This window comes from Mycolicibacter icosiumassiliensis (genome assembly GCF_900078685.2).
Taxonomy (GTDB): Bacteria; Actinomycetota; Actinomycetes; order Mycobacteriales; family Mycobacteriaceae; genus Mycobacterium; species Mycobacterium icosiumassiliensis.
In genome coordinates this window covers 85,169-102,902 of sequence record NZ_LT546166.1, presented here as the reverse complement: position 1 = coordinate 102,902, position 17,734 = coordinate 85,169, and the positions used below count along the sequence as shown (strand labels likewise).

General features: G+C 68.3%; 22 protein-coding genes. 6 read left to right on the top strand and 16 right to left on the bottom strand.

Annotated elements, in window-relative coordinates; all coding sequences use genetic code 11:
- Positions 1 to 132: 132 nt before the first annotated feature.
- The 3 genes from BN4346_RS22690 to BN4346_RS22655 form a co-directional block, all read right to left on the bottom strand.
- The gene (locus tag BN4346_RS22690; RefSeq protein ID WP_067966734.1) at positions 133 to 816 is read right to left on the bottom strand and encodes a response regulator transcription factor; all 684 of its coding nucleotides are present in this window, start codon (positions 814 to 816) and stop codon (positions 133 to 135) included.
- A 52-nt stretch (positions 817 to 868) separates the two neighbouring features.
- Positions 869 to 2,050 (bottom strand): sensor histidine kinase, encoded by a 1,182-nt coding sequence (locus BN4346_RS22665; RefSeq protein WP_067966731.1) that lies wholly within the window; start codon positions 2,048 to 2,050, stop codon positions 869 to 871.
- A 130-nt stretch (positions 2,051 to 2,180) separates the two neighbouring features.
- Positions 2,181 to 2,930, bottom strand: coding sequence for a phosphoglyceromutase (locus BN4346_RS22655; RefSeq protein WP_067966729.1), 750 nt, complete (start codon positions 2,928 to 2,930; stop codon positions 2,181 to 2,183).
- Positions 2,931 to 3,060: 130 nt separating this feature from the next.
- On the opposite strand from BN4346_RS22655, the gene BN4346_RS22605 reads away from it, so the two are divergent.
- Positions 3,061 to 3,807 carry a cutinase family protein gene (locus tag BN4346_RS22605; RefSeq protein ID WP_078058398.1) on the top strand — a complete coding sequence of 249 codons (747 nt, stop codon included), beginning with the start codon at positions 3,061 to 3,063 and terminating at the stop codon, positions 3,805 to 3,807.
- On the opposite strand, the gene BN4346_RS22510 is transcribed toward BN4346_RS22605, so the two are convergent.
- From BN4346_RS22510 to BN4346_RS21595, 6 genes are all read right to left on the bottom strand, one after another.
- Complete coding sequence (locus BN4346_RS22510) at positions 3,779 to 4,078, bottom strand: type II toxin-antitoxin system PemK/MazF family toxin (RefSeq protein ID WP_327343658.1); 300 nt, start codon at positions 4,076 to 4,078, stop codon at positions 3,779 to 3,781. The genes BN4346_RS22605 and BN4346_RS22510 overlap by 29 nt on opposite strands.
- A gap of 20 nt (positions 4,079 to 4,098) precedes the next feature.
- On the bottom strand, positions 4,099 to 4,308 hold the full coding sequence (locus BN4346_RS22505) for an antitoxin MazE-like protein (protein ID WP_067966724.1): 210 nt from the start codon (positions 4,306 to 4,308) through the stop codon (positions 4,099 to 4,101).
- 68 nt (positions 4,309 to 4,376) lie between these two features.
- The gene (locus tag BN4346_RS22495) at positions 4,377 to 5,060 is read right to left on the bottom strand and encodes a PhzF family phenazine biosynthesis protein (protein WP_067966721.1); all 684 of its coding nucleotides are present in this window, start codon (positions 5,058 to 5,060) and stop codon (positions 4,377 to 4,379) included.
- Positions 5,050 to 5,580: a type III secretion system chaperone family protein gene (locus tag BN4346_RS21845; protein WP_067966718.1), complete on the bottom strand. Its 531-nt coding sequence runs from the start codon at positions 5,578 to 5,580 to the stop codon at positions 5,050 to 5,052. Before BN4346_RS21845 ends, BN4346_RS22495 begins: the two co-directional genes overlap by 11 nt.
- Positions 5,577 to 6,923, bottom strand: coding sequence for a D-inositol-3-phosphate glycosyltransferase (gene mshA / locus BN4346_RS21665; protein WP_235653499.1), 1,347 nt, complete (start codon positions 6,921 to 6,923; stop codon positions 5,577 to 5,579). The genes BN4346_RS21845 and mshA overlap by 4 nt, the downstream gene beginning before the upstream one ends.
- Before the next feature lie 22 nt (positions 6,924 to 6,945).
- The gene (locus tag BN4346_RS21595) at positions 6,946 to 8,229 is read right to left on the bottom strand and encodes an ROK family protein (protein ID WP_208863201.1); all 1,284 of its coding nucleotides are present in this window, start codon (positions 8,227 to 8,229) and stop codon (positions 6,946 to 6,948) included.
- A 207-nt stretch (positions 8,230 to 8,436) separates the two neighbouring features.
- Between BN4346_RS21595 and BN4346_RS21300 the strand changes: the two genes are divergently transcribed.
- Positions 8,437 to 9,204, top strand: a complete 768-nt coding sequence (locus BN4346_RS21300) for an SDR family NAD(P)-dependent oxidoreductase (protein WP_067966714.1) — start codon at positions 8,437 to 8,439, stop codon at positions 9,202 to 9,204.
- Here the strand turns inward: BN4346_RS21300 and BN4346_RS21295 are convergent.
- Positions 9,182 to 10,540, bottom strand: coding sequence for a L,D-transpeptidase (locus BN4346_RS21295; RefSeq protein ID WP_067966759.1), 1,359 nt, complete (start codon positions 10,538 to 10,540; stop codon positions 9,182 to 9,184). The two genes, BN4346_RS21300 and BN4346_RS21295, sit on opposite strands and share 23 nt — an antisense overlap.
- Positions 10,541 to 10,550: 10 nt before the next feature.
- Complete coding sequence (locus BN4346_RS21105) at positions 10,551 to 11,609, bottom strand: UDP-N-acetylmuramate dehydrogenase (protein ID WP_067966713.1); 1,059 nt, start codon at positions 11,607 to 11,609, stop codon at positions 10,551 to 10,553.
- 26 nt (positions 11,610 to 11,635) lie between these two features.
- On the opposite strand from BN4346_RS21105, the gene BN4346_RS20740 reads away from it, so the two are divergent.
- Genes BN4346_RS20740 through BN4346_RS20145 form a run of 4 tightly spaced genes read left to right on the top strand, consistent with a single transcriptional unit; the run spans position 11,636 to position 14,613 of the window.
- Complete coding sequence (locus BN4346_RS20740; protein WP_067966709.1) at positions 11,636 to 12,157, top strand: DUF2505 domain-containing protein; 522 nt, start codon at positions 11,636 to 11,638, stop codon at positions 12,155 to 12,157.
- Positions 12,158 to 12,166: 9 nt separating this feature from the next.
- Positions 12,167 to 12,985 (top strand): carbon-nitrogen hydrolase family protein, encoded by an 819-nt coding sequence (locus BN4346_RS20610; protein WP_067966706.1) that lies wholly within the window; start codon positions 12,167 to 12,169, stop codon positions 12,983 to 12,985.
- On the top strand, positions 12,982 to 13,836 hold the full coding sequence (locus BN4346_RS20355) for an LmeA family phospholipid-binding protein (RefSeq protein WP_067966702.1): 855 nt from the start codon (positions 12,982 to 12,984) through the stop codon (positions 13,834 to 13,836). Before BN4346_RS20610 ends, BN4346_RS20355 begins: the two co-directional genes overlap by 4 nt.
- Before the next feature lie 9 nt (positions 13,837 to 13,845).
- The gene (locus tag BN4346_RS20145; RefSeq protein ID WP_078058395.1) at positions 13,846 to 14,613 is read left to right on the top strand and encodes an LmeA family phospholipid-binding protein; all 768 of its coding nucleotides are present in this window, start codon (positions 13,846 to 13,848) and stop codon (positions 14,611 to 14,613) included.
- A gap of 4 nt (positions 14,614 to 14,617) precedes the next feature.
- On the opposite strand, the gene BN4346_RS20140 is transcribed toward BN4346_RS20145, so the two are convergent.
- The 5 genes from BN4346_RS20140 to BN4346_RS18630 are packed head-to-tail and all read right to left on the bottom strand — an operon-like array spanning position 14,618 to position 17,720.
- Positions 14,618 to 15,121, bottom strand: a complete 504-nt coding sequence (locus BN4346_RS20140; protein WP_067966697.1) for a hypothetical protein — start codon at positions 15,119 to 15,121, stop codon at positions 14,618 to 14,620.
- Positions 15,118 to 16,278 carry a DUF4226 domain-containing protein gene (locus tag BN4346_RS19410; protein ID WP_067966694.1) on the bottom strand — a complete coding sequence of 387 codons (1,161 nt, stop codon included), beginning with the start codon at positions 16,276 to 16,278 and terminating at the stop codon, positions 15,118 to 15,120. The genes BN4346_RS20140 and BN4346_RS19410 overlap by 4 nt, the downstream gene beginning before the upstream one ends.
- A 51-nt stretch (positions 16,279 to 16,329) precedes the next feature.
- Complete coding sequence (deoC, locus tag BN4346_RS19335) at positions 16,330 to 17,031, bottom strand: deoxyribose-phosphate aldolase (RefSeq protein ID WP_067966691.1); 702 nt, start codon at positions 17,029 to 17,031, stop codon at positions 16,330 to 16,332.
- Entirely contained in the window at positions 17,031 to 17,435 is a 405-nt protein-coding gene (locus BN4346_RS18945; protein WP_067966689.1) for a DUF2599 domain-containing protein, read from the bottom strand. The genes deoC and BN4346_RS18945 overlap by 1 nt, the downstream gene beginning before the upstream one ends.
- Before the next feature lie 3 nt (positions 17,436 to 17,438).
- Positions 17,439 to 17,720, bottom strand: coding sequence for a DUF2516 family protein (locus BN4346_RS18630; protein ID WP_067966687.1), 282 nt, complete (start codon positions 17,718 to 17,720; stop codon positions 17,439 to 17,441).
- Positions 17,721 to 17,734: the final 14 nt, after the last annotated feature.

The following is a 17,734-nucleotide window of genomic DNA, read 5'->3' as shown; positions in this document are numbered from 1 at the left end:
AGGATTCCGTAGGCAACCTTGATTAAGGCTACCTTAAGAGGTCGGACGTCCAGTCCGTGATTTTCGGCGACGAAGACCCCGCCGAGCAAGTTGGGAGACCCCGCCAAGGGGCTACCGGGGAGTGCCGCGGGGTTAGCCCTCCAGCTTGTACCCGAGTCCGCGCACGGTAACCAGGTGCACCGGATTGGCAGGATCGGCCTCGATCTTGGACCGAAGTCGTTTGACGTGGACATCCAAAGTCTTGGTGTCGCCGACGTAATCCGCGCCCCACACCCGGTCGATCAACTGGCCGCGGGTCAGCACCCGGCCGGTGTTGCGCATCAGGTATTCGAGAAGGTCGAACTCCTTGAGCGGCAAGGTAATCTGCTCGCTGTTCACCATGACCACGTGCCGTTCGACGTCCATGCGCACCGGACCGGACTCCAGCACACCCTCGCCCACGCCGCCCTCGTCGTCGCCGCCGCGGCGCAATACCGCCCGGATCCGGGCGATCAGCTCACGGGCCGAATATGGCTTGGTCACGTAGTCGTCGGCGCCCAACTCCAGGCCGACGACCTTGTCGATCTCGCTGTCGCGGGCAGTGACCATAATCACCGGCACACTCGAACGCGCGCGCAATTGTTTGCAGACGTCGGTGCCCGACATCCCCGGCAGCATCAGATCCAACAGCACGATGTCGGCTCCGGCCCGGTCGAATTCGGCCAGGGCGGCGGTTCCGTCGCCCACCACGGTGGCCTCGAAACCCTCTTTACGCAGCAGAAATGCCAACGGGTCGGCCAGCGATTCCTCGTCCTCAACGATCAAGACATGTGTCATCGACGCTGCCCCTCCCCGTAGCTACCCTCTGCGTCATCGACAGCGGGTGTCATCACTGCTCCTCCTTCTCTGGGTCCACACTGCCCTGGTATGCGGGAATCGCCAAGGTAAACGTCGAACCGGTGCCCGGCTGGCTCCACAACGTGATGGTGCCGTTGTGGTTGGCCGCCACGTGTTTGACGATCGCCAATCCCAGCCCGGTGCCCCCGGTGGCCCGCGAACGGGCCTTGTCGCTGCGGAAGAACCGTTCGAACACCCGCTGCTGGTCCTTGGGTGCGATGCCGATGCCACGGTCGGTCACGGCGATCTCGATGGACCCCTCCCGGCGACGCCGGCTGATCGATACCGGCGAACCGTGCGGCGAGTAGGCAATCGCATTGGACACCAGATTGGCCAGCGCGGTGACCAGCAGCGGTTCGTCGCCCAGCACGCGCAGCCCGCTCGGGGCATCGGTGGTGATCGTGATCTCGGCGTTGTCGGCGGCCACCTTGTGCCGGGAGATCGCCTCATTGACCACCGCGTCGACGTCGACGATGCCCAGGTCCGGCAGCGGGTCGGCGCCCTGCAGTCGGGACAGCTCGATCAGCTCACCGATCATGCTGGCGAGCCGGTTGGCCTCCACCAGCACCCGCTCGGCGAACGGCCGTACCGCCTCGGGGTCATCGGCCGACGCCAGCAGTGCTTCGGCAAGCAGCCCCATCGCCCCCACCGGGGTTTTGAGTTCATGGCTGACGTTGGCCACGAAGTCGCGCCGGCTGGCCTCCATGCGGGCCTGCTCGGATTGGTCGTCGACGATCACCACCGCGAACCGGCGATCGTCTTCCGACAGCAAGCGGGCATAGCCGCGCACCGCCGACAGATCCGACCGGGTGGCCCCTGGCGCCCGCTTGGCCACCGTCAGGTCGAAGACGACTTCGTCGTCGCCGCCCAGTGCGCGTTGGGCGGCCGCCCAGGCCTCGTCGTCGAGCAATCGGCCGTGCACCAGGCCCAGCTCGGTGGCGCGCTCATTGAGGTAGACGACGTCGCGGTGGGAGTCGACGACCGCGATCCCCAGTGAGGCGTGCGAAACGATCTGCTGCAGCATCTCCGCGACGGTGATCCCGGACCGTTCGGTCGCTGCCTTGCGGCGGCGCTCGGCCAGCCGCGGCGACAGCCAAACGCCGGCCGCTATGCCTGCCGCCAGCGCAGGAATCACCGACGCTGCAGCAAGCGTCAGCGCCGAGGTCGCAGCCACGGCAAAATCGTACGCAGTCCGGCACCGTAGGCTGACCAGCGTTCGACCATGACGTGCGCCGAATGTGAATTCAACGCGAAGATTTCACCCGGGCTCCACCCAGCATTCACACTGGGCGGGCCCAAAACCGCTACTTGGCGCCCTGGCTCGCGACCGCCGCAGCCCCGGCAGCCGCCGCCTCGGGGTCCAGATAGACGCCGCCGGCAACCTGCGGGCGCAGGTCGGCGTCTAAGTCGTAGCGCAACGGGATGCCGGTCGGGATGTTCAGCCCGACCACATCCTCATCCGACATTCCGTCGAGGTACTTCACCAACGCCCGCAACGAGTTGCCGTGCGCCGCGATCAGCACCGTCTTGCCGCACCGCAGGTCCGGAATGACGACGTCGGTGAAGTACGGCAGGAAACGCGCCACCACGTCGGCCAGGCACTCGGTCAGCGGACCGCCGCCGATGTCGGCGTAACGGGGGTCGGTGTCCTGGCTGTACCGGCTGCCGGACTCGATCGGCGGCGGGGGGGTGTCGTAGCTGCGCCGCCACGTCATGAACTGGTCGTCGCCGTAGCGCGCCTTGGTGGCGGCCTTGTCCAGGCCCTGCAGGGCGCCGTAGTGGCGCTCGTTGAGCCGCCAGGTGCGGTGCACCGGGATCCAGTGCCGATCGGCGGCGTCCAGCGCCAGGTTCGCGGTGGTGATCGCCCGGCGCAGCAGCGAGGTGTAGACCACGTCGGGCCGCAAGCCGTGCTCAACCAGCAGCTCACCGGCCCGGACCGCCTCGGTGCGGCCCTTGTCGGTCAGGTTGACGTCCATCCAACCGGTGAACTGGTTGCTGGCGTTCCATTCGCTTTCCCCGTGGCGCAGCAGCACCAGGGTGGCAGTGTCAGACATGGGCGTCAGTGTCTCACGGGCCCAATACGAGCTACCGTCGAAGGAAGGTCCGGATGCCGGGATCGGGGGTGTAGCGGTGAACGTACGTTGCCTGCGGCCTATCCCCCGGCTGCTGTGCGCCGCAGCGGTGATGATTTCGCCGGTGATGCTGATTCGGCCCCCGGCCGCCAACGCCAAGCCGTGCGCCGACGTCGAGGTGGTGTTCGCCCGGGGCAGCGACGAGCCGCCCGGCGTCGGCAAGGTCGGGCAGGCATTCGTCGACGCACTGAGCTCCGACCTGACCGACCAGTCGATGGCGGTGTATCCGGTCAACTACGCCGCCGCCAGTGGTTTCAGCAGCGGGCTCGACTTCGACCGAAGCGTCATCGCCGGAATCCGCGACGAGGTCAGCCACATCGAGTGGACAGCGCTGGATTGTCCGGATACCCAGATCGTGCTGGGCGGCTACTCTCAGGGCGCGGCCGTCACCGGTTATGCGACGGCGCAGTCCGTGCCGACCGGGTTACCGGACGAGCTGGTGCCGGATCTACCGCGGCCGATGCCCGACGCGGCGGCCGACCACGTCGCGGCGGTGGTGCTGTTCGGAACCCCGTCGGCCGCGTTCATCCGCCGCTATGACGCGCCGCCCATCACCATCGGCCCGCTGTACGCGGCCAAGACCCGCGAGTTCTGCGCCCAGAACGACACCGTCTGCAACGGCGGCGACGGTATTCCGTTCGGGCACCTGGATTATCCGACAAACGGCATGCCCGCCACCGCCGCCAAATTCGCCACCGGCCAGATCGCCGCCCACGCGAGTGGGGACGTCACCCTGCACGGTTGGCATACCAGCGACAGCGTGCGCGGTGTCAGGCAGCCAAACCCAGAAACACCATGACGGAGCGCTCGATCTCCTTCATCAACGCGATGCTAACGCGACCGATTCGCGTCCCCAGATTCGACCGCCGGACCGTCGTGATCTTGTCCACCATGGCGAAACTGGGCTGAGCGGTCCCGGATCCCACCGGCACCGCAACACGCGCGACTACGGCGTCGGCCACCGCCATAGTGGTCAGCGGAACGATGACAACCGATTCCGTTGTCGAGAACAAATCGTCCTGAATGATGAGCGCCGGCCGGGGTTTGGCGGCATAGACGCCCCCCGACACCGTCCACAGCTCACCGCGGTTCACTCGCCGTCGGCCAGATCCGAGATCGCCTCGACGAAGTCCATGTCGTCACGGCACCGGTCCGCAGCGGCCAGCGCGAGTGCTTCTCGGCGAGCCGCCGCGGCGAACTGCGGCGACCGGACGTCGGGCACCCACATTTGGACTGGCCGGAAACCCCGTTCACGCATCCTGCGACGATATTCACTCGCCCGTCGCGTCGATGTGCTCATTTCTCAACTGTGGCACGAGCCGCCCAGTGCGGCAATTCACCCGCACGCAGGCGTCGATCGGCCGCTATTCAGCCGCGCAAACCCGACATGACCCCGTCACTGACCACCCGGCCGCCGATTTCGGCAGTCCCTGGAGGGCCCGGGCGTGCGTAGACGATCGATCCGCGACCATGGTGCACCGTGATGTCGCGGCCCAGCACCGCCGCCAGACGCATGCTGGCCGACCCGCAGGCCTCGTCTTCGGCCACGCCGTAACGCGCGGCGAAGACCCGGGCACGGATCACGCCAGCTGCTTCATCACGCCACGCCCACAACTGGGTTGCGTCCTGCTCGGGTCCAAGTGGTCCGTCCAGCGCATCGACGGCGGCACCATCGGCGAGACGCTCGTGCCACCACGGGGGTGTGGCGGCCAACAGACCGCGCACCCAGACCTGGTCGCCATCGATCCACGTCGGGACCACGCCGCCCGGGGTTTCCAGGGCGGCAGGCGGATGACCGAGTTCCCGCGACAACACCCAGGCGGCGCCGACGGTGGGATGCCCGGCGAACGGCAGTTCGGTAGCCGGGGTGAAGATCCGCAGCCGCCCGCTTTCGGCGTCGTCGATGAAGATCGTTTCGCTGAACCCCAGCGTGGCCGCCAATTGCTGTCGTTGCGCCGGCTCGGGAACCGATGCCCCGTCGAGGACCACCCCGAGCGGATTGCCGTAGTCGCCGCGTTCGTCGACGAAGACGCGCAATACCTCAACCTGCATCGTCAACCTGGTCGTCGTCCTTGTCGATCAAATGCTCGAACGCCCGCAGGTTCTTCAGCGACTGCCCGGTGGACACCCGCCACTCCCATTCCTTCTGGATCGAGGTGGCAAATCCCAACTCCAGCAACGTATTGAAGTCAAAGTCGACGGTTTCGAGCACCTGCCCGAGCACCCGGTCGATCTCTTCAGCGGTCACCGAAGCCAGCGCCATGCGGCCGACCAGGTAGATGTCGCCGACGTTGTCCAAGGTGTAGGCCACCCCGTACAGCCGGCGGTTGCGCTTGAGCAGGTACCGGTAGACGCCGGCGTGGTTCTCGTCGGGCTGACGACAGACGAACGCCTCGACGCGCACCGAGTGCTCTCCGATGCTGAGGATGGTGTTGGTCTTGAGCTTGCGCTCGCCGGGCAGTTCCACGATCAGCCCCGGCAGGCCACCGTGGGAGCCCGGCGTCGGCGAATAGGTCAACTCGGCTGCCTGCAGCGTGCTCTCGATGAGCTGCTGGACGTCGCCGCGGTTCACGCGCGTGCCCCGCGCCGGGTCGGCCAGCGGCGAGGCCGGCGTGCCGATCCTAGCACCCGCATCCGCCCGCCCCGGGCCGCGGCGAAATCCTCGATCGCGTGGGTGTAGCTGGCCAACTGGGCGTCCACGGTGCGCTCCCAGGAGAACTGCGCCGCGTGGCTGACCGCGGCCCGGCGCATCGCCCATCCGCGGGGCCCGGAGCCCAGCCGCAGCAGCTCCTCGAGGGCGGTCGCCCACGCCTCGATCCCGTGCCCGTCGACCAGGCGCCCGGTGACCCCGTCGCGCACCGCCACCGGCAGCCCACCGACGGCCGCGGCGACCACCGGCGTCCCGCAGGCCTGCGCCTCCAGCGCCACCAGACCGAACGATTCGGAGTAACTCGGCACGGCCACCAGGTCGGCGGCTTGGAACAGGGTCGCCAGATCCTCGCGGGACTGCGGCGGCAGGAAGGTCACCCGGTCACTGATACCCAGTTCGCCCGCCAGCCGAACCAGGCCGCCCGGTTCCGCCAGCCCACTGCTGCCCGACGGTCCGCCGGCCACCACCACGCGTACCCCGGGCAGTTTCGCGGCCGCGCGCAGCAGGACGTCGGGCGCCTTGAGCGGCTGGATGCGGCCGACGAACGCCACGATCGGTTCGGTCGGGGACAACCCCAACGCCTCCCGGGCCGCCTGCTTGTCGCCGGGCCGAAACACCTCCAGGTCCACGCCCGGGTGCGCCACGTCGATCCGGCGCGGGTCCGCCTCGTGCAGGGCCACCAGTTGCTGCGCTTCGTCGTCGGTGTTGACGATCATACGGTCCGCGGCATCGACGACCTGCTGCTCGCCGACCGTGCGCAGCGGCGGCTCCGGGGCGTCGCCGGCCGCCAGGGCGGCGTTCTTCACCCCGGCCAGGGTGTGCGCGGTGTGCACCAGGGGCACCGCCCACCGGTCCGCGGCCAACCAGCCCACCTGACCGGAGAGCCAGTAGTGCGAATGCACGACGTCGTAATAGCCGGGCTCGTGGGCGGCCTCGGCGCGCAGCACCCCGGCGGCGAACGCGCACAGCTGAGTGGGCAGGTCGTTTTTGTCCAGGCCTTCGAACGGCCCGGCCACCACATTGCGCACCAGCACGCCGGGCGCCACGTGCTGCACCGGCGGGTCGATCGACGACGTCGCGCGGGTGAAGACTTCCACCGCCACCCCGCGACGCGCCAGATGCAGCGCGCTCTGCAGGACGTAGACGTTCATTCCGCCGGCATCGCCGGTGCCGGGCTGGGCCAGCGGCGAAGTGTGCACCGACAGCAGCGCTACCCGGTGCACATCGGACCTGACGCCTTGAACCCCTCCAACGCCATAGCCCACCCCGCCATCTTTACAGGTTCGGTCAGGCCGACACTTCGGGGACCACGCGGGCCCCCGAACCGCGGGAGCGGCGCATCGCCCCGACCGGGTCGGCGTAGAGCCCGCCCAGTGACACCGTGCCGGCGCCGGCCTCCTGGACCCGGTTGCCGAACGCGGTGACGCGAATGCTGCGCGCCGACAGCACCGAACGCTGCGTGAATGCCCGCTCCACCTCGGCCATCCCCTCCGGGTATTCGGTGAAACCCTGACCGCCGACCACCAGGTCATCGGGGTTGAGTACGTCGCGCAACAGCGCGACGGCTTCGCCCAGTACGCGGGCCCGCTCGGTCAGCAGTGCCGCCGCCCGCTGGTCACCGCCTCGCGCTTCGCGCACCAGCGTGGTCACCGCCGCCGACACCGCCCCGTTGCCCTCCGGCAGGAGCCGGAGCCGACGAGCCGCGGCCAGCACCGCCTCATCGCTGACGGTGGATTCGAGCTGCCCGGTGGCCCCGAGCAGTTCCGAGTGCACCGGCAGGCCGGCGATGGTGCCCGGACCACTGGCTGGGCTGTGCACCCGGCCGCCGATCACCAGGGCGTAGCCGACCGTTTCGCGGGCGTAGACGTAGAGGCTGGTGGTGCTGTTCGCCGTCGGCCGCCGAACCCCGAACAGCAGTTCCGCCCCGGCCATCGCATCCACGTGCGAGGCCACCGACACGGGCAGGCCCAGCTCCTCGGCCAGCACCGGTCCGACCGGCGCGGCCGTCCAGCCCAGCCGCGGGTGGTCGACGTAGCCGGTGGCCCCGTCCACCGCGCCACCGATCGCCACCCCGACCCACAGCGGCCGGCGCTTCTGCCAGCGGGTCAGGTACCGGCTGGCACTGGCGGCCAGCGAAGCCAGCGCAGGCGTTGCCCCATTGTTCGGGGTCGGGGTCTCGACGACGTCGAGCGTGCGGCCGAGCAGGTCGGTGGCCACGATGCTGGTGGTCTTGGCGCCGATGTGCAGGCCCAGGGTGAGGAACGGTTCGTGGTTCACCACCACCGGCCGACGCGGCCGCCCGATCGCGCCGGACGTGGCCAGGTCGGCACGCTCGAGCAGCAATCCGGCTTCCAGCAGCGCGCTGACCTGGCGGTTGACGGTGGCCACGCTCAGCGAGGTGGCGCCGGCGATGGCTTCCCGCGCGACCGGACCGTGCTGACGAACCGCGGCGAAGACCTCGGCGCCGGCGCTGTCGGCAAGCTGCAGGGCCGGAGCTACCACTCGCGGGTGCGAGCGGGGCCGGCCGGTCCGGTGGCTGGCCAGGTGAGCGTTGAGAGCGGTAGTACGCACGAGATGTCCTTGTCTGGAGAAAAGTCCGAATGAGGGCCTTTTACACCTACGACCCGGCGGACACTCCCAAGGAGCGCTACTCGCAGCAGGTCAGGCGCAGCAACATGCGCGACAACACGCGCCGTGAGCGGCCAGACAGACCGCCGTCAGAAAGCGGGCACTGCGAGACATAGCTGAGAATCTATCACGATCACTAAGGTTGGGGCGATGACGACTTCTGCGCGCGATCAGCGCATTGCCGTAGTCACCGGCGCCAGCTCGGGCATCGGCGAGGCGACCGCGAGAATTCTTGCCGGACAAGGTTTTCACGTAGTCGCCGCGGCCCGTCGTGCCGATCGGATCGCCGCGCTGGCCGACGAGATCGGCGGCACCGCGGTAGTGACGGACGTCACAGACCCGGCCGCGGTCGCCGCGCTGGCGGACGCCTGTGACCGGGTTGCCGGTTCGATCAATGTGCTGGTCAACAATGCCGGCGGGGCCAAGGGCCTGGCATCGGTCGAAGACGCCGACCTCGAGCACTGGCGCTGGATGTGGGAGACGAACGTGCTGGGCACCCTGCAGGTGACGCGCGCCCTGCTGCCCAAGCTTGTCGCTTCCGGGGACGGCCTGGTGGTCACGGTGACCTCGATCGCGGCGTTTGAGATCTATGACGGCGGCGCCGGCTACACCTCGGCCAAACACGCCCAAAGCGCCCTGCACCGCACGCTGCGCGGTGAGCTGCTGGGAAAACCGGTGCGGCTCACCGAGATCGCTCCCGGCATGGTGGACACCGAGTTCTCCCTGGTGCGCTTCGACGGGGACCGCGAGCGGGCCGACGCCGTCTACTCCGGCCTGACTCCGCTGACGGCAGCCGACATCGCCGAGGTGATCGGGTTCGTCGCCTCCCGGCCGCCGCACGTCGACCTCGACCAGATCGTCATCCGCCCGCGCGACCAGGCATCGGCGACCCGGGCTAACCGCCGGGTGGAGGACTAGAGGTCGGCGACTGTGTCGTCGTAGTCGTGGGCGTGCCGGACAGCGTCGGCGCGTCGGTCGGGGTGGCCGGCGCGGTGCTGGGCAGTGAGGTCCGAGCCTGTTCCGAAGTCGACAACGCCGACATGGACACCCAGCTGTCCCAGTCCACCGCCCAGTCCCAGATATCGCCGTCGGCGTAGGACAGCTCGATCGAGCTGCCGGTCACCTCGACCGGGTCACCGTAGATCGCGCTGTAGAAGTACTGCTCGGCGTCCTCGGTGGACAGGTTGATACAGCCGTTGGTGACGTTGGTGTTGCCCTGAGCGCCGGCGCTGGACGGGTTGGCGTGGATGAACTCTCCGTTGTTGGAGATCCGGACCGCCCAGCGTTCGTGGATGTTGCTGTAGCCGGCGGCCGGGTTGGACATGTAGAAGTCGGCGTACTTCTCGCTGACCACATGGACGCCATTGCGGGTGATGTTGCGGGCCTTATCGGCCTGGCCGTAGCTGCACGGGAAGTCCATGATCACGCCTTCGTCGCGGACCACCTGGATGCGATGCGAGGAGACTTCGGCCTTCACCACCTGTCGCCGCCCGATGGAGAATTCCAGCGACATGTCCTGAGCCCCGTAGGCGCCGTCGCCGAACGCCAGGCCGTACAGCTTGGCCTCGACACGGACGGTAGCGCCGGCCGGGAAATAGTCGCGGCTGCGCCAGTGCACCCGAGCCCCCTGCACCTCGTCGGGCAACCAGGCCCAACTGCCCTCCACCGATGGCTCGGTGACGACGGTCAGGGCCCGCTCGACGGCTGCCTTGTCGGCGATCGGTCCGTCGAACTGCAGGATCACCGGCGCGGCAATCCCGACCGTCTGTCCGTCGGCCAGCTGAAAGCCTCCGTCGATGACGGCAGTGGGGGCGACCGTGGTGATGCTGCCGCTGACCGGCACCGCCTTGCCGTCGTGGCCCACCACCGACCCGCTCCAGGTGTAGACGGAGTCATAGCCCAACGGCTCGGTGACGGTGTAGCGGGTGCGCTCCCGGTTGAAAGTTCCGGTGAGCACCTTTCCGGCCGGGCTGGTCAGCGCCACCCGCTGAAACCAGCCGTCGCGCACCGTGACGCCGACGGCGGCGGTAGGCAGCACGTCGGCCACCGCTCCCTGTTCCAGGGCCGGCTCGAACGTGAGAGCGGGCGCCGACTGTGGCGACTTCTCGGCGCTCGTCCCGGACCGGCCGAAACATCCCGCCAGCGTGGTCGGCGCCACAACCCCGGCAGCCAACGCCGCCAACGCACGTCGCCGGTTCAGGGTCACGGCATTCCAAGATACCGGCCGAGGGGCCTGACCACCTGCGACGTTGATTACACCGGGCCTACAGCGCGCACCCGACGAGCACCGGCTCGGGGTGCAGGGTGATGCCGAACGCCTCGCGCACCCCGTCCCGCACGATGCGGGCCAGGCCCACAATCTCGGCGGAGGTGGCGCCACCCCGATTGGTCACCGCCAGCGCGTGCTTGCTGGACAATCGGGCGGGGGCAGCAGGCCCGGGATAGCCCTTGCCGAAACCAGATCGCTCCACCAGCCAGCCGGCCGCCAGTTTTACCCCACCCGGGGCTTCCCAGTGCGGCACCGATCCGCTTTCCCGATCGGCCAGGATGCGGTAGACATCTTGCGGCACGACCGGATTGGTGAAGAACGAGCCGACACTCCAGGTGTCGTGGTCATCGGCGTCGAGCACCATGCCCTTGGCCGCCCGTAGCGCGAGCACCGCGGCGCGCACGGCGGCCGGGTTGCGGTACTCGCCGTGAGCGGCCTGCAGCGCGGTGGTCAACTCGCCGTACCGCAGCGGCGCGCTGCGCCCACCCGCATCCAGTTCGAATTCCACCTCCAGCACCACCGCCGCGTCAGAGTGTTTGAGCACACTGGTGCGATAGCCGAGCTCCAGCTCTGCCGCCGGGGTCCAGCGCACCTCGCCGGTATGCCGATCAAGCAGTAGAACCCGGGTCAGGCGGTCGGCGACCTCGACACCGTAGGCCCCGACGTTCTGCACCGGGGTGGCACCGGCCGAGCCGGGGATGCCCGACAAACACTCCAACCCGCCCAGATTCGCCGCGACCGCGCGCGCGACAACGTCGTCCCAGACGGCGCCGGCTTCGGCTCGCAGCAGATGGCCGTCGATGGTGATCCCGGCGTTGGCCAGCACGACGGCGGTCAGGTCCTCGAGGTCGTCGGCGATCAGCACGTTGGAGCCGCCCGCGAGCAGCAGTGGACGGTCACCGGCCGCGCCGAGTTCGCCCAGCGTCGCCACGATCTGCTCGGTGTCGGTGCACGTGATGACCCGTCGCGCGACCGGTCCCACCCGCAGGGTGGTCAACGGCGCCAGCGGCACCGCCTCGGCGACACGCGCGCCCGCGAACTCGGAACCCGCCACGGCCGGTAACGGTAGCGTGACCAGCTATGCCGCGTACATTCACGCTCTCCGAGCACTACTCGGCAACCGTCGAGCAGGTGTACGCCGTCTTCGCCGACGAGCACTACTGGCGGGCCCGGCTGGCCGACTCCGGAGCCGATGTCGTGGCGTTGGACTCGATGACCGTCGGCCCCGACGGCGGCGTTGACGTCGCCACCACGCAGGGCATTCACCGGGAGAAGTTGCCCGCGCTGGCGGCCCAGTTCCATCCCGGCAATCTGGACGTGGCGCGGCACGAGACATGGCATCCGGTGCGCGACGGGCGGGCCCGCGCCCAGGTGACCGGCAAGGTCGTCGGCGCACCGGCGAAGCTGTCCGGCGACGCGATCCTGGCGCCGGCGGCCGGCGGTTGCGAACTGCGGTTGACCGCGACCGTGCAGGTCGATATCCCGCTGGTGGGCGGCAAGATCGAGAGTTTCATCGGCGGGCAGTTGGCCGAGCTGATGACCACCGAGCAGCGATTCACCTCGACGTGGCTAAGCCGGGGCGGCGCGACACCGACGGAATAGGCTGGATCCATGCGGATTGCGTGTGCGCAGATACTCAGCGGCGCCGACCCTGCCGCGAATCTGCAACTGGTGACCGACTACACCGAACGGGCCGCCGATCAAGGGGCATCGCTGGTGGTGTTCCCGGAGGCGGCGATGTGCCGCTTCGGGGTGCCACTGGGACCGGTTGCCGAACCGCTCGACGGGCCGTGGGCCACGCAGGTTCGCGAGGTCGCCGCGCGAGCTCAGATCACCGTGGTCGCCGGCATGTTCACCCCGGCCGACGATGGTCGCGTCACCAACACGTTGTTGGCCGTCGGCCCGGGAACCGACACGCACTATCACAAGATCCACCTGTACGACGCCTTCGGCTTCACTGAATCGCGCACGGTGGCACCGGGATTCGAACCGGTGGTGATCGATATCAACGGCGTCGGTGTCGGATTGACAACCTGTTACGACATCCGGTTCCCGGCGCTGTACACCGAACTGGCCGACCGCGGCGCGCAACTGATCGCGGTCTGCGCCTCGTGGGGCGCCGGCCCGGGGAAACTGTCCCAGTGGGAGCTGCTGGCTCGGGCCCGGGCGCTGGATTCGACCAGCTACGTCGTCGCGGTCGGGCAGGCCGACCCGGGCATTCCGGACGATCCGTCCGGGGCTCCGGTCGGGGTGGGCCACAGCATGATCGCCTCGCCGTGGGGTGAGGTGATCGCCGCGGCCGGTGCATCGCCGCAGCTGCTGATCTACGACATCGACTTCGACGCGGTCTCCGCCGCCCGCCGGACGCTGGCCGTGTTGAGCAATCGTGCGAGCTTCTTTCAGGTCGGTAAGGCAGAATCGCGCGGGTGAGCAATCCGCCCGGACCTCCCCAAGGCGAGTCGCCCTGGGCCCGCCCCGCCGGCCAACCCGGTGAGGCGCCCACCACCGTGATCGAAGCCCCGGCTGCCCCGTCACGGTCGGCGTCGGCGCTGCGTGACCCGCTGGCCCTGGTCCTGATCTTGGTCACGGTGATCGCGCTGGCACTGGCCGGGTTGATCGGCGCCGAACTGATCGCCCGCCGTATCGGCGACAGCAAGGTGGCCAAGGCAACCGAATGCGTGGTGAACGACAAGGCCAGCGCCTCGTTCGGGGTCACACCGCCCTTCCTGTGGCAGCACATCACCGGCAACTACACCAACATCTCCATCCATACCGCGGGCAATCAGGTCAAAGACGCCAAGCTGATGACCGCGGACTTGAGCATCTCCGATGTCGATCTGCACGGCACCGGCGACTCGAGGGGCACCATCGGTTCGCTGCAGGCGACGCTGACCTGGCCGTCGGCCGGGATCAAAGAGACCGTTCAGAACATGGTGCCGATCCTGGGCAACCTGGTGTCCGACCTCACGACCAATGCTGCCGACGGCACCGTCGAGCTGCGGGGTGCGTTCGGTCTGGCCACCGTCGTGGTCAAGCCCGAAGTGGTCAACGGGGGCCTGTCGCTGCAGGTGCAGAAACTGACCGGCCTGGGCGCCCTGACCCTGCCGCGTGAGTCGCTGCAGCCCGAGTTGGACAGGTTCGCCTCGGAGCTGACCAAGCGTTATCCGCTCGGTCTGCGCGCCGACGGTATCGAGGTCACCGACACCGGCGTGGTGGCGCGGTTCTCCACCCGCAACGCCTCGATTCCGCGGACGGATGACCCCTGCTTCGCGCATCTGTAACCTTGCGCAATGAGCGCACCCGGACCCACACATCGGTTTTCCGGACTGCCGGCGATCATGCTGGCCTTGACCGCGGTGCTCGCCATAGCACTGGTAGGAATGCTCGGCGGTGAGCTTTACGCCCGCCACCGCGCGAACACCCTGGTCGCCGACGCTGTCCAATGCGAGGCGCAGGACAGCGCCACCGTGTCCTTCGGGACCACGCCCCCGGTGCTGGCGCAGTACTTCAACGGCGAGTACTCCCACATCTCGGTCAAGACCGCCGGCAATCAGATCCGGCAGGCCAAGGGCATGCAACTCGAGCTGGACATCCGCAACGTCCGGCTGAACAAGGGCGCGGGCCCATCAGACCCCAAGGGCACCATCGGGTCACTAGACGGCACCATCACCTGGCCGGCCGACGGCATCAAACAGTCGATCCAGGACGTGGTTCCGATGATCGGCAGCATCGTCACCGGCAGTGTCACCGCCGATCCGGGTGCCGGCACCATCGAACTCAAGGGCCTGCTCAACAAGGCGACCGTCAAGCCGCAACTGGTGAACAACGGGCTGTCGCTGCAGGTGGTCAACCTGGAGGCGCTGGGCCAGGATCTGGACACCGACACCGTGCAGCGCCGCCTCGACGAACTCACCGCAAAAGTGACCGATGACCTTCCGCTGGGCATCCACCTCGACAGCGTGCAAGTCACCGATTCCGGTGTGGTGGTGAAATTCTCGACCCGGAATGCCGCTATCGAGCCGGGGTCGTCATCGAGTCAGTGCTTCGACTCGTTGTAAGGCGTCAGGTCCGGGCGAGCCGGAAGTATCCGTAGAGATAGGCGTCCGGGGCCGCCGCGCCCGACACCGGAGTGCGGCCCGGGCCCGCGACCAGGATCAGGTCGTCATTGAACCAGCGCCGAAGCCCGCCGGTGTGTCCGTACACGCTGTATTCGATGGCGAAGTCGGCCGAGAATCCGTCCGCCGTCAGCGCGTACCCGGCAAGGCACGGTTCGACGAAGTGCCGCAACGCATCCCAGACCACTGGGACCCCGGAGGCGAGAAACCGTTCGTCGGCGACCCGGTAGCCGGGCTGTACGCCGTCGGCGAATTCCCGCAGCCGCTTCTCCGCGCCGGCGCGATCCGGCACCGAGGTGACCGGGATGTCGGAGCTCTGGGCGTACACCCGAAGGTCCCCCAGTGCGGGCGGCGCAGCACTTCGGTACTGCCAGAAGACATATCCGGCCAGGGCTATGACGACTCCCATCACCACTGCTGCGCTTATCACCATCGCCTTGCTCGCCTTCATCCGAGTGAACCGATGTTGACGCCTGCCACCGGGTGCGTGCCGAGGGGGCCGGGCAGCCCGGAACCGATCAGGTCGCCGAGCCGAATCGTGACCAGCGCATCGGGGGTGTCGATCGGCGTGCCGGTATTGGTTTCCCAGGGATTGCGCAGCGTCACCATGGCGTCACTGCCGGTGCCGCTGATGCCTTCGACCACATACACATGACTTTGCGTCAACGGAGCCCCTTGCGGTGTCGTAGAGATGGTCACCGGCTGATGATTGGCCAGGGACCCGGAAATCGCTTGGTCGATATGCTGATTGGTGAACCAGACGTCCTCCGGGTTGATCACGGTGCCGCGGTTGCCGGTCAGCGCCTCCATCGCATCCTTGGCGTAGCCGCCCTGACCGATCCCCACGTCATTGCCGAGGGCATCGGCGAGATCCTTTCCCGGGTATTTGAGTTTGGCGTACCCCGACTCCAGCACCGCCGGCCACAGCGCCGCGTCGGGTCGCCCGTTGTCGAGCCAACTTGCGCCGTTGCGTTTGATGTCGGTGTCGATATCGGCCTGCGTGACGTCGATGCGCCTCCACTGGCGCCCATCCCAGAGGGTGACGTCGAAATTGCCTGTCTCGTCGTCGAATCGAATGCGATCTTTGATCCACTGCGGGTTGGCGTTGGCGATAGCGCCCATGGTGGCATCCAGATAGCAGTCCCCGACGCTGTCCTGTTTCACGTCCGCGGCGGTGGGGTCATGAGGGTAGAGATCTTTGTCGGTCCACCGGCGTTCGCCGCCGAGAGTGTCGATCGGGGGAGACAGCGGCGCGCCGTCACCCATCGGATACCGCAGCGACTGCAGCATCCCCGTCCTGCTCTTGCTGTCGGCAGAGACCTCGTCCACCACCCGGTGGATATCTCTGGCCTTGGCGGCCAGGAATGCCTGGAACTGTCGAGCGCCTGCCGGGGTGTCGAGGCCAAGTACGCCTTGCCGAGCAATGACATCGCCGATTTCGACCTCAATGGCGTCAAGGCGCCGGCGACCCCACACGGCCTTTCGGCACGCCCCATCCAGCGCCTCGGCGAACGCGCGGTCCACCTCGACGGCCGTGGCCAGGCGCTGCACCAAATCCTGCTCGCGCGCACGCGCGGCGTCGGCGAATACACCACGCACATCGGGCATAACCGCAAAGGCTATCGGCGGTCTGCGGACTTGGGTAGTCACCCAGGCCCGCTACCCCAGTCCGTCGAGCACCGCCCGAGTGCCGGACAACCCCAGCCGAGTCGCCCCGGCCTCGATCATGGCCAGCGCATCGCCCGCACTGCGAATACCGCCGCTGGCCTTGACCCCTAGCCGGCCACCGACCGTCTCGGCCATCAGTGACACCGCGTGCACGCTCGCTCCGCCGGACGGATGAAATCCGGTGGAGGTCTTCACGAAATCCGCACCGGCAGCTTCGGCGGCCCGGCAGGCAGCGACCAGGGCGGCGTCGCCGGCGAACTCCAGCAGCGCGGCGGATTCCACGATCACCTTGAGCACCGCCTGGGGCACCGCGGCGCGCACGGTCGCGATGTCGGCGCCCACCGCGGCAAAATCACCCGTCAGTGCCGCGCCGACGTCGATGACCATGTCGATCTCAGCCGCCCCGTCCGCTGCGGCCAATGCCGCCTCCTGGGCTTTGACCACCGACAGATGCTTGCCGGACGGAAAGCCCGCGACCGCGGCGATCGGGATATCGGCCCGGATTGCCGCGGCAGCGCAAGCCGCTAGGGCCACCATCGACGGCGACACGCAGACCGCGGCGACACCGAGTTCGGCCGCCTCGGCGACGACGGCCGCGACCTGGGCCGCGGTGGCTTCGGGTTTGAGCAGCGTGTGGTCGACCAGTTGCGCCATCTGGTCACGGTCCCACCGGCGCCCGGGCATCGGCGTCATCAGAAAGCCTCCTCAGCGGCGCCAGGATTGCATCCGGATTCGAGCATGGTCACGTCGTCGACGACCGGCCGCCACGGCTCGAGATTCCAGCTGGTCTTGCCGGGTCGGGCGAACTCGGCATAGCTCCAGTGGCAGAGGAATTGGTCGCGCATGCCTGGGGTGTCGGCGTCGGGAGCGCTGGCGAGCACATCTCGCCAGGCCTGTTCACCCGCACCGTCGGTGTCGAGCCGCAGGGCCGCCGCCCGCGCGGAGGGGGTCGGGTACACCCGCAGACTCGCCCGGCCGTCGTAGCTGACCCACTCGGTGTGGTCGACATAGCCGGACAACCCGGTGTCGGCGGTGGCTGGCGCCGCGCACAACACCGCGGCGGCACTCACGGCTGCAAGGACGAACGCACGCAGCATGAGTTAATGGGACTTGCCTTGGACCTCAAGGAGTCGGGGCCGCACATCCACCAGGTAAACCCCGGCCGCGCAGGCGGCGATCGCCATCCCCATCACTTGCAACACCAATGCCAGCAGTCCGCACACCCCGAGAATCACCAGCCAGACCGGCTTGGTGAGCTTGTCGGCGGCGGTGTAGGCGTCGGAGCGTTGCATCGCCGCGTGGACGAAGGCGTACACCGACGTCGCGAAGACGGCGATCTGCAAAACGCCAAGGACGGTACCCACCAGGTTCGCAGCGATCACGCTGCAAGCCTAGG

What these genes read in the sequence shown, in the direction of transcription:
- BN4346_RS22690 (WP_067966734.1), bottom strand. Translation starts at nt 816, where the DNA reads ATGACACATGTCTTGATCGTTGAGGACGAGGAATCGCTGGCCGACCCG.
- BN4346_RS22655 (WP_067966729.1), bottom strand. Translation starts at nt 2,930, where the DNA reads ATGTCTGACACTGCCACCCTGGTGCTGCTGCGCCACGGGGAAAGCGAA.
- BN4346_RS22605 (WP_078058398.1), top strand. Translation starts at nt 3,061, where the DNA reads ATGATTTCGCCGGTGATGCTGATTCGGCCCCCGGCCGCCAACGCCAAG.
- BN4346_RS22505 (WP_067966724.1), bottom strand. Translation starts at nt 4,308, where the DNA reads ATGAGCACATCGACGCGACGGGCGAGTGAATATCGTCGCAGGATGCGT.
- BN4346_RS22495 (WP_067966721.1), bottom strand. Translation starts at nt 5,060, where the DNA reads ATGCAGGTTGAGGTATTGCGCGTCTTCGTCGACGAACGCGGCGACTAC.
- BN4346_RS21300 (WP_067966714.1), top strand. Translation starts at nt 8,437, where the DNA reads ATGACGACTTCTGCGCGCGATCAGCGCATTGCCGTAGTCACCGGCGCC.
- BN4346_RS20740 (WP_067966709.1), top strand. Translation starts at nt 11,636, where the DNA reads ATGCCGCGTACATTCACGCTCTCCGAGCACTACTCGGCAACCGTCGAG.
- BN4346_RS20610 (WP_067966706.1), top strand. Translation starts at nt 12,167, where the DNA reads ATGCGGATTGCGTGTGCGCAGATACTCAGCGGCGCCGACCCTGCCGCG.
- BN4346_RS20145 (WP_078058395.1), top strand. Translation starts at nt 13,846, where the DNA reads ATGAGCGCACCCGGACCCACACATCGGTTTTCCGGACTGCCGGCGATC.
- BN4346_RS20140 (WP_067966697.1), bottom strand. Translation starts at nt 15,121, where the DNA reads ATGAAGGCGAGCAAGGCGATGGTGATAAGCGCAGCAGTGGTGATGGGA.
- BN4346_RS19410 (WP_067966694.1), bottom strand. Translation starts at nt 16,278, where the DNA reads ATGCCCGATGTGCGTGGTGTATTCGCCGACGCCGCGCGTGCGCGCGAG.
- deoC (WP_067966691.1), bottom strand. Translation starts at nt 17,031, where the DNA reads ATGACGCCGATGCCCGGGCGCCGGTGGGACCGTGACCAGATGGCGCAA.
- BN4346_RS18945 (WP_067966689.1), bottom strand. Translation starts at nt 17,435, where the DNA reads ATGCTGCGTGCGTTCGTCCTTGCAGCCGTGAGTGCCGCCGCGGTGTTG.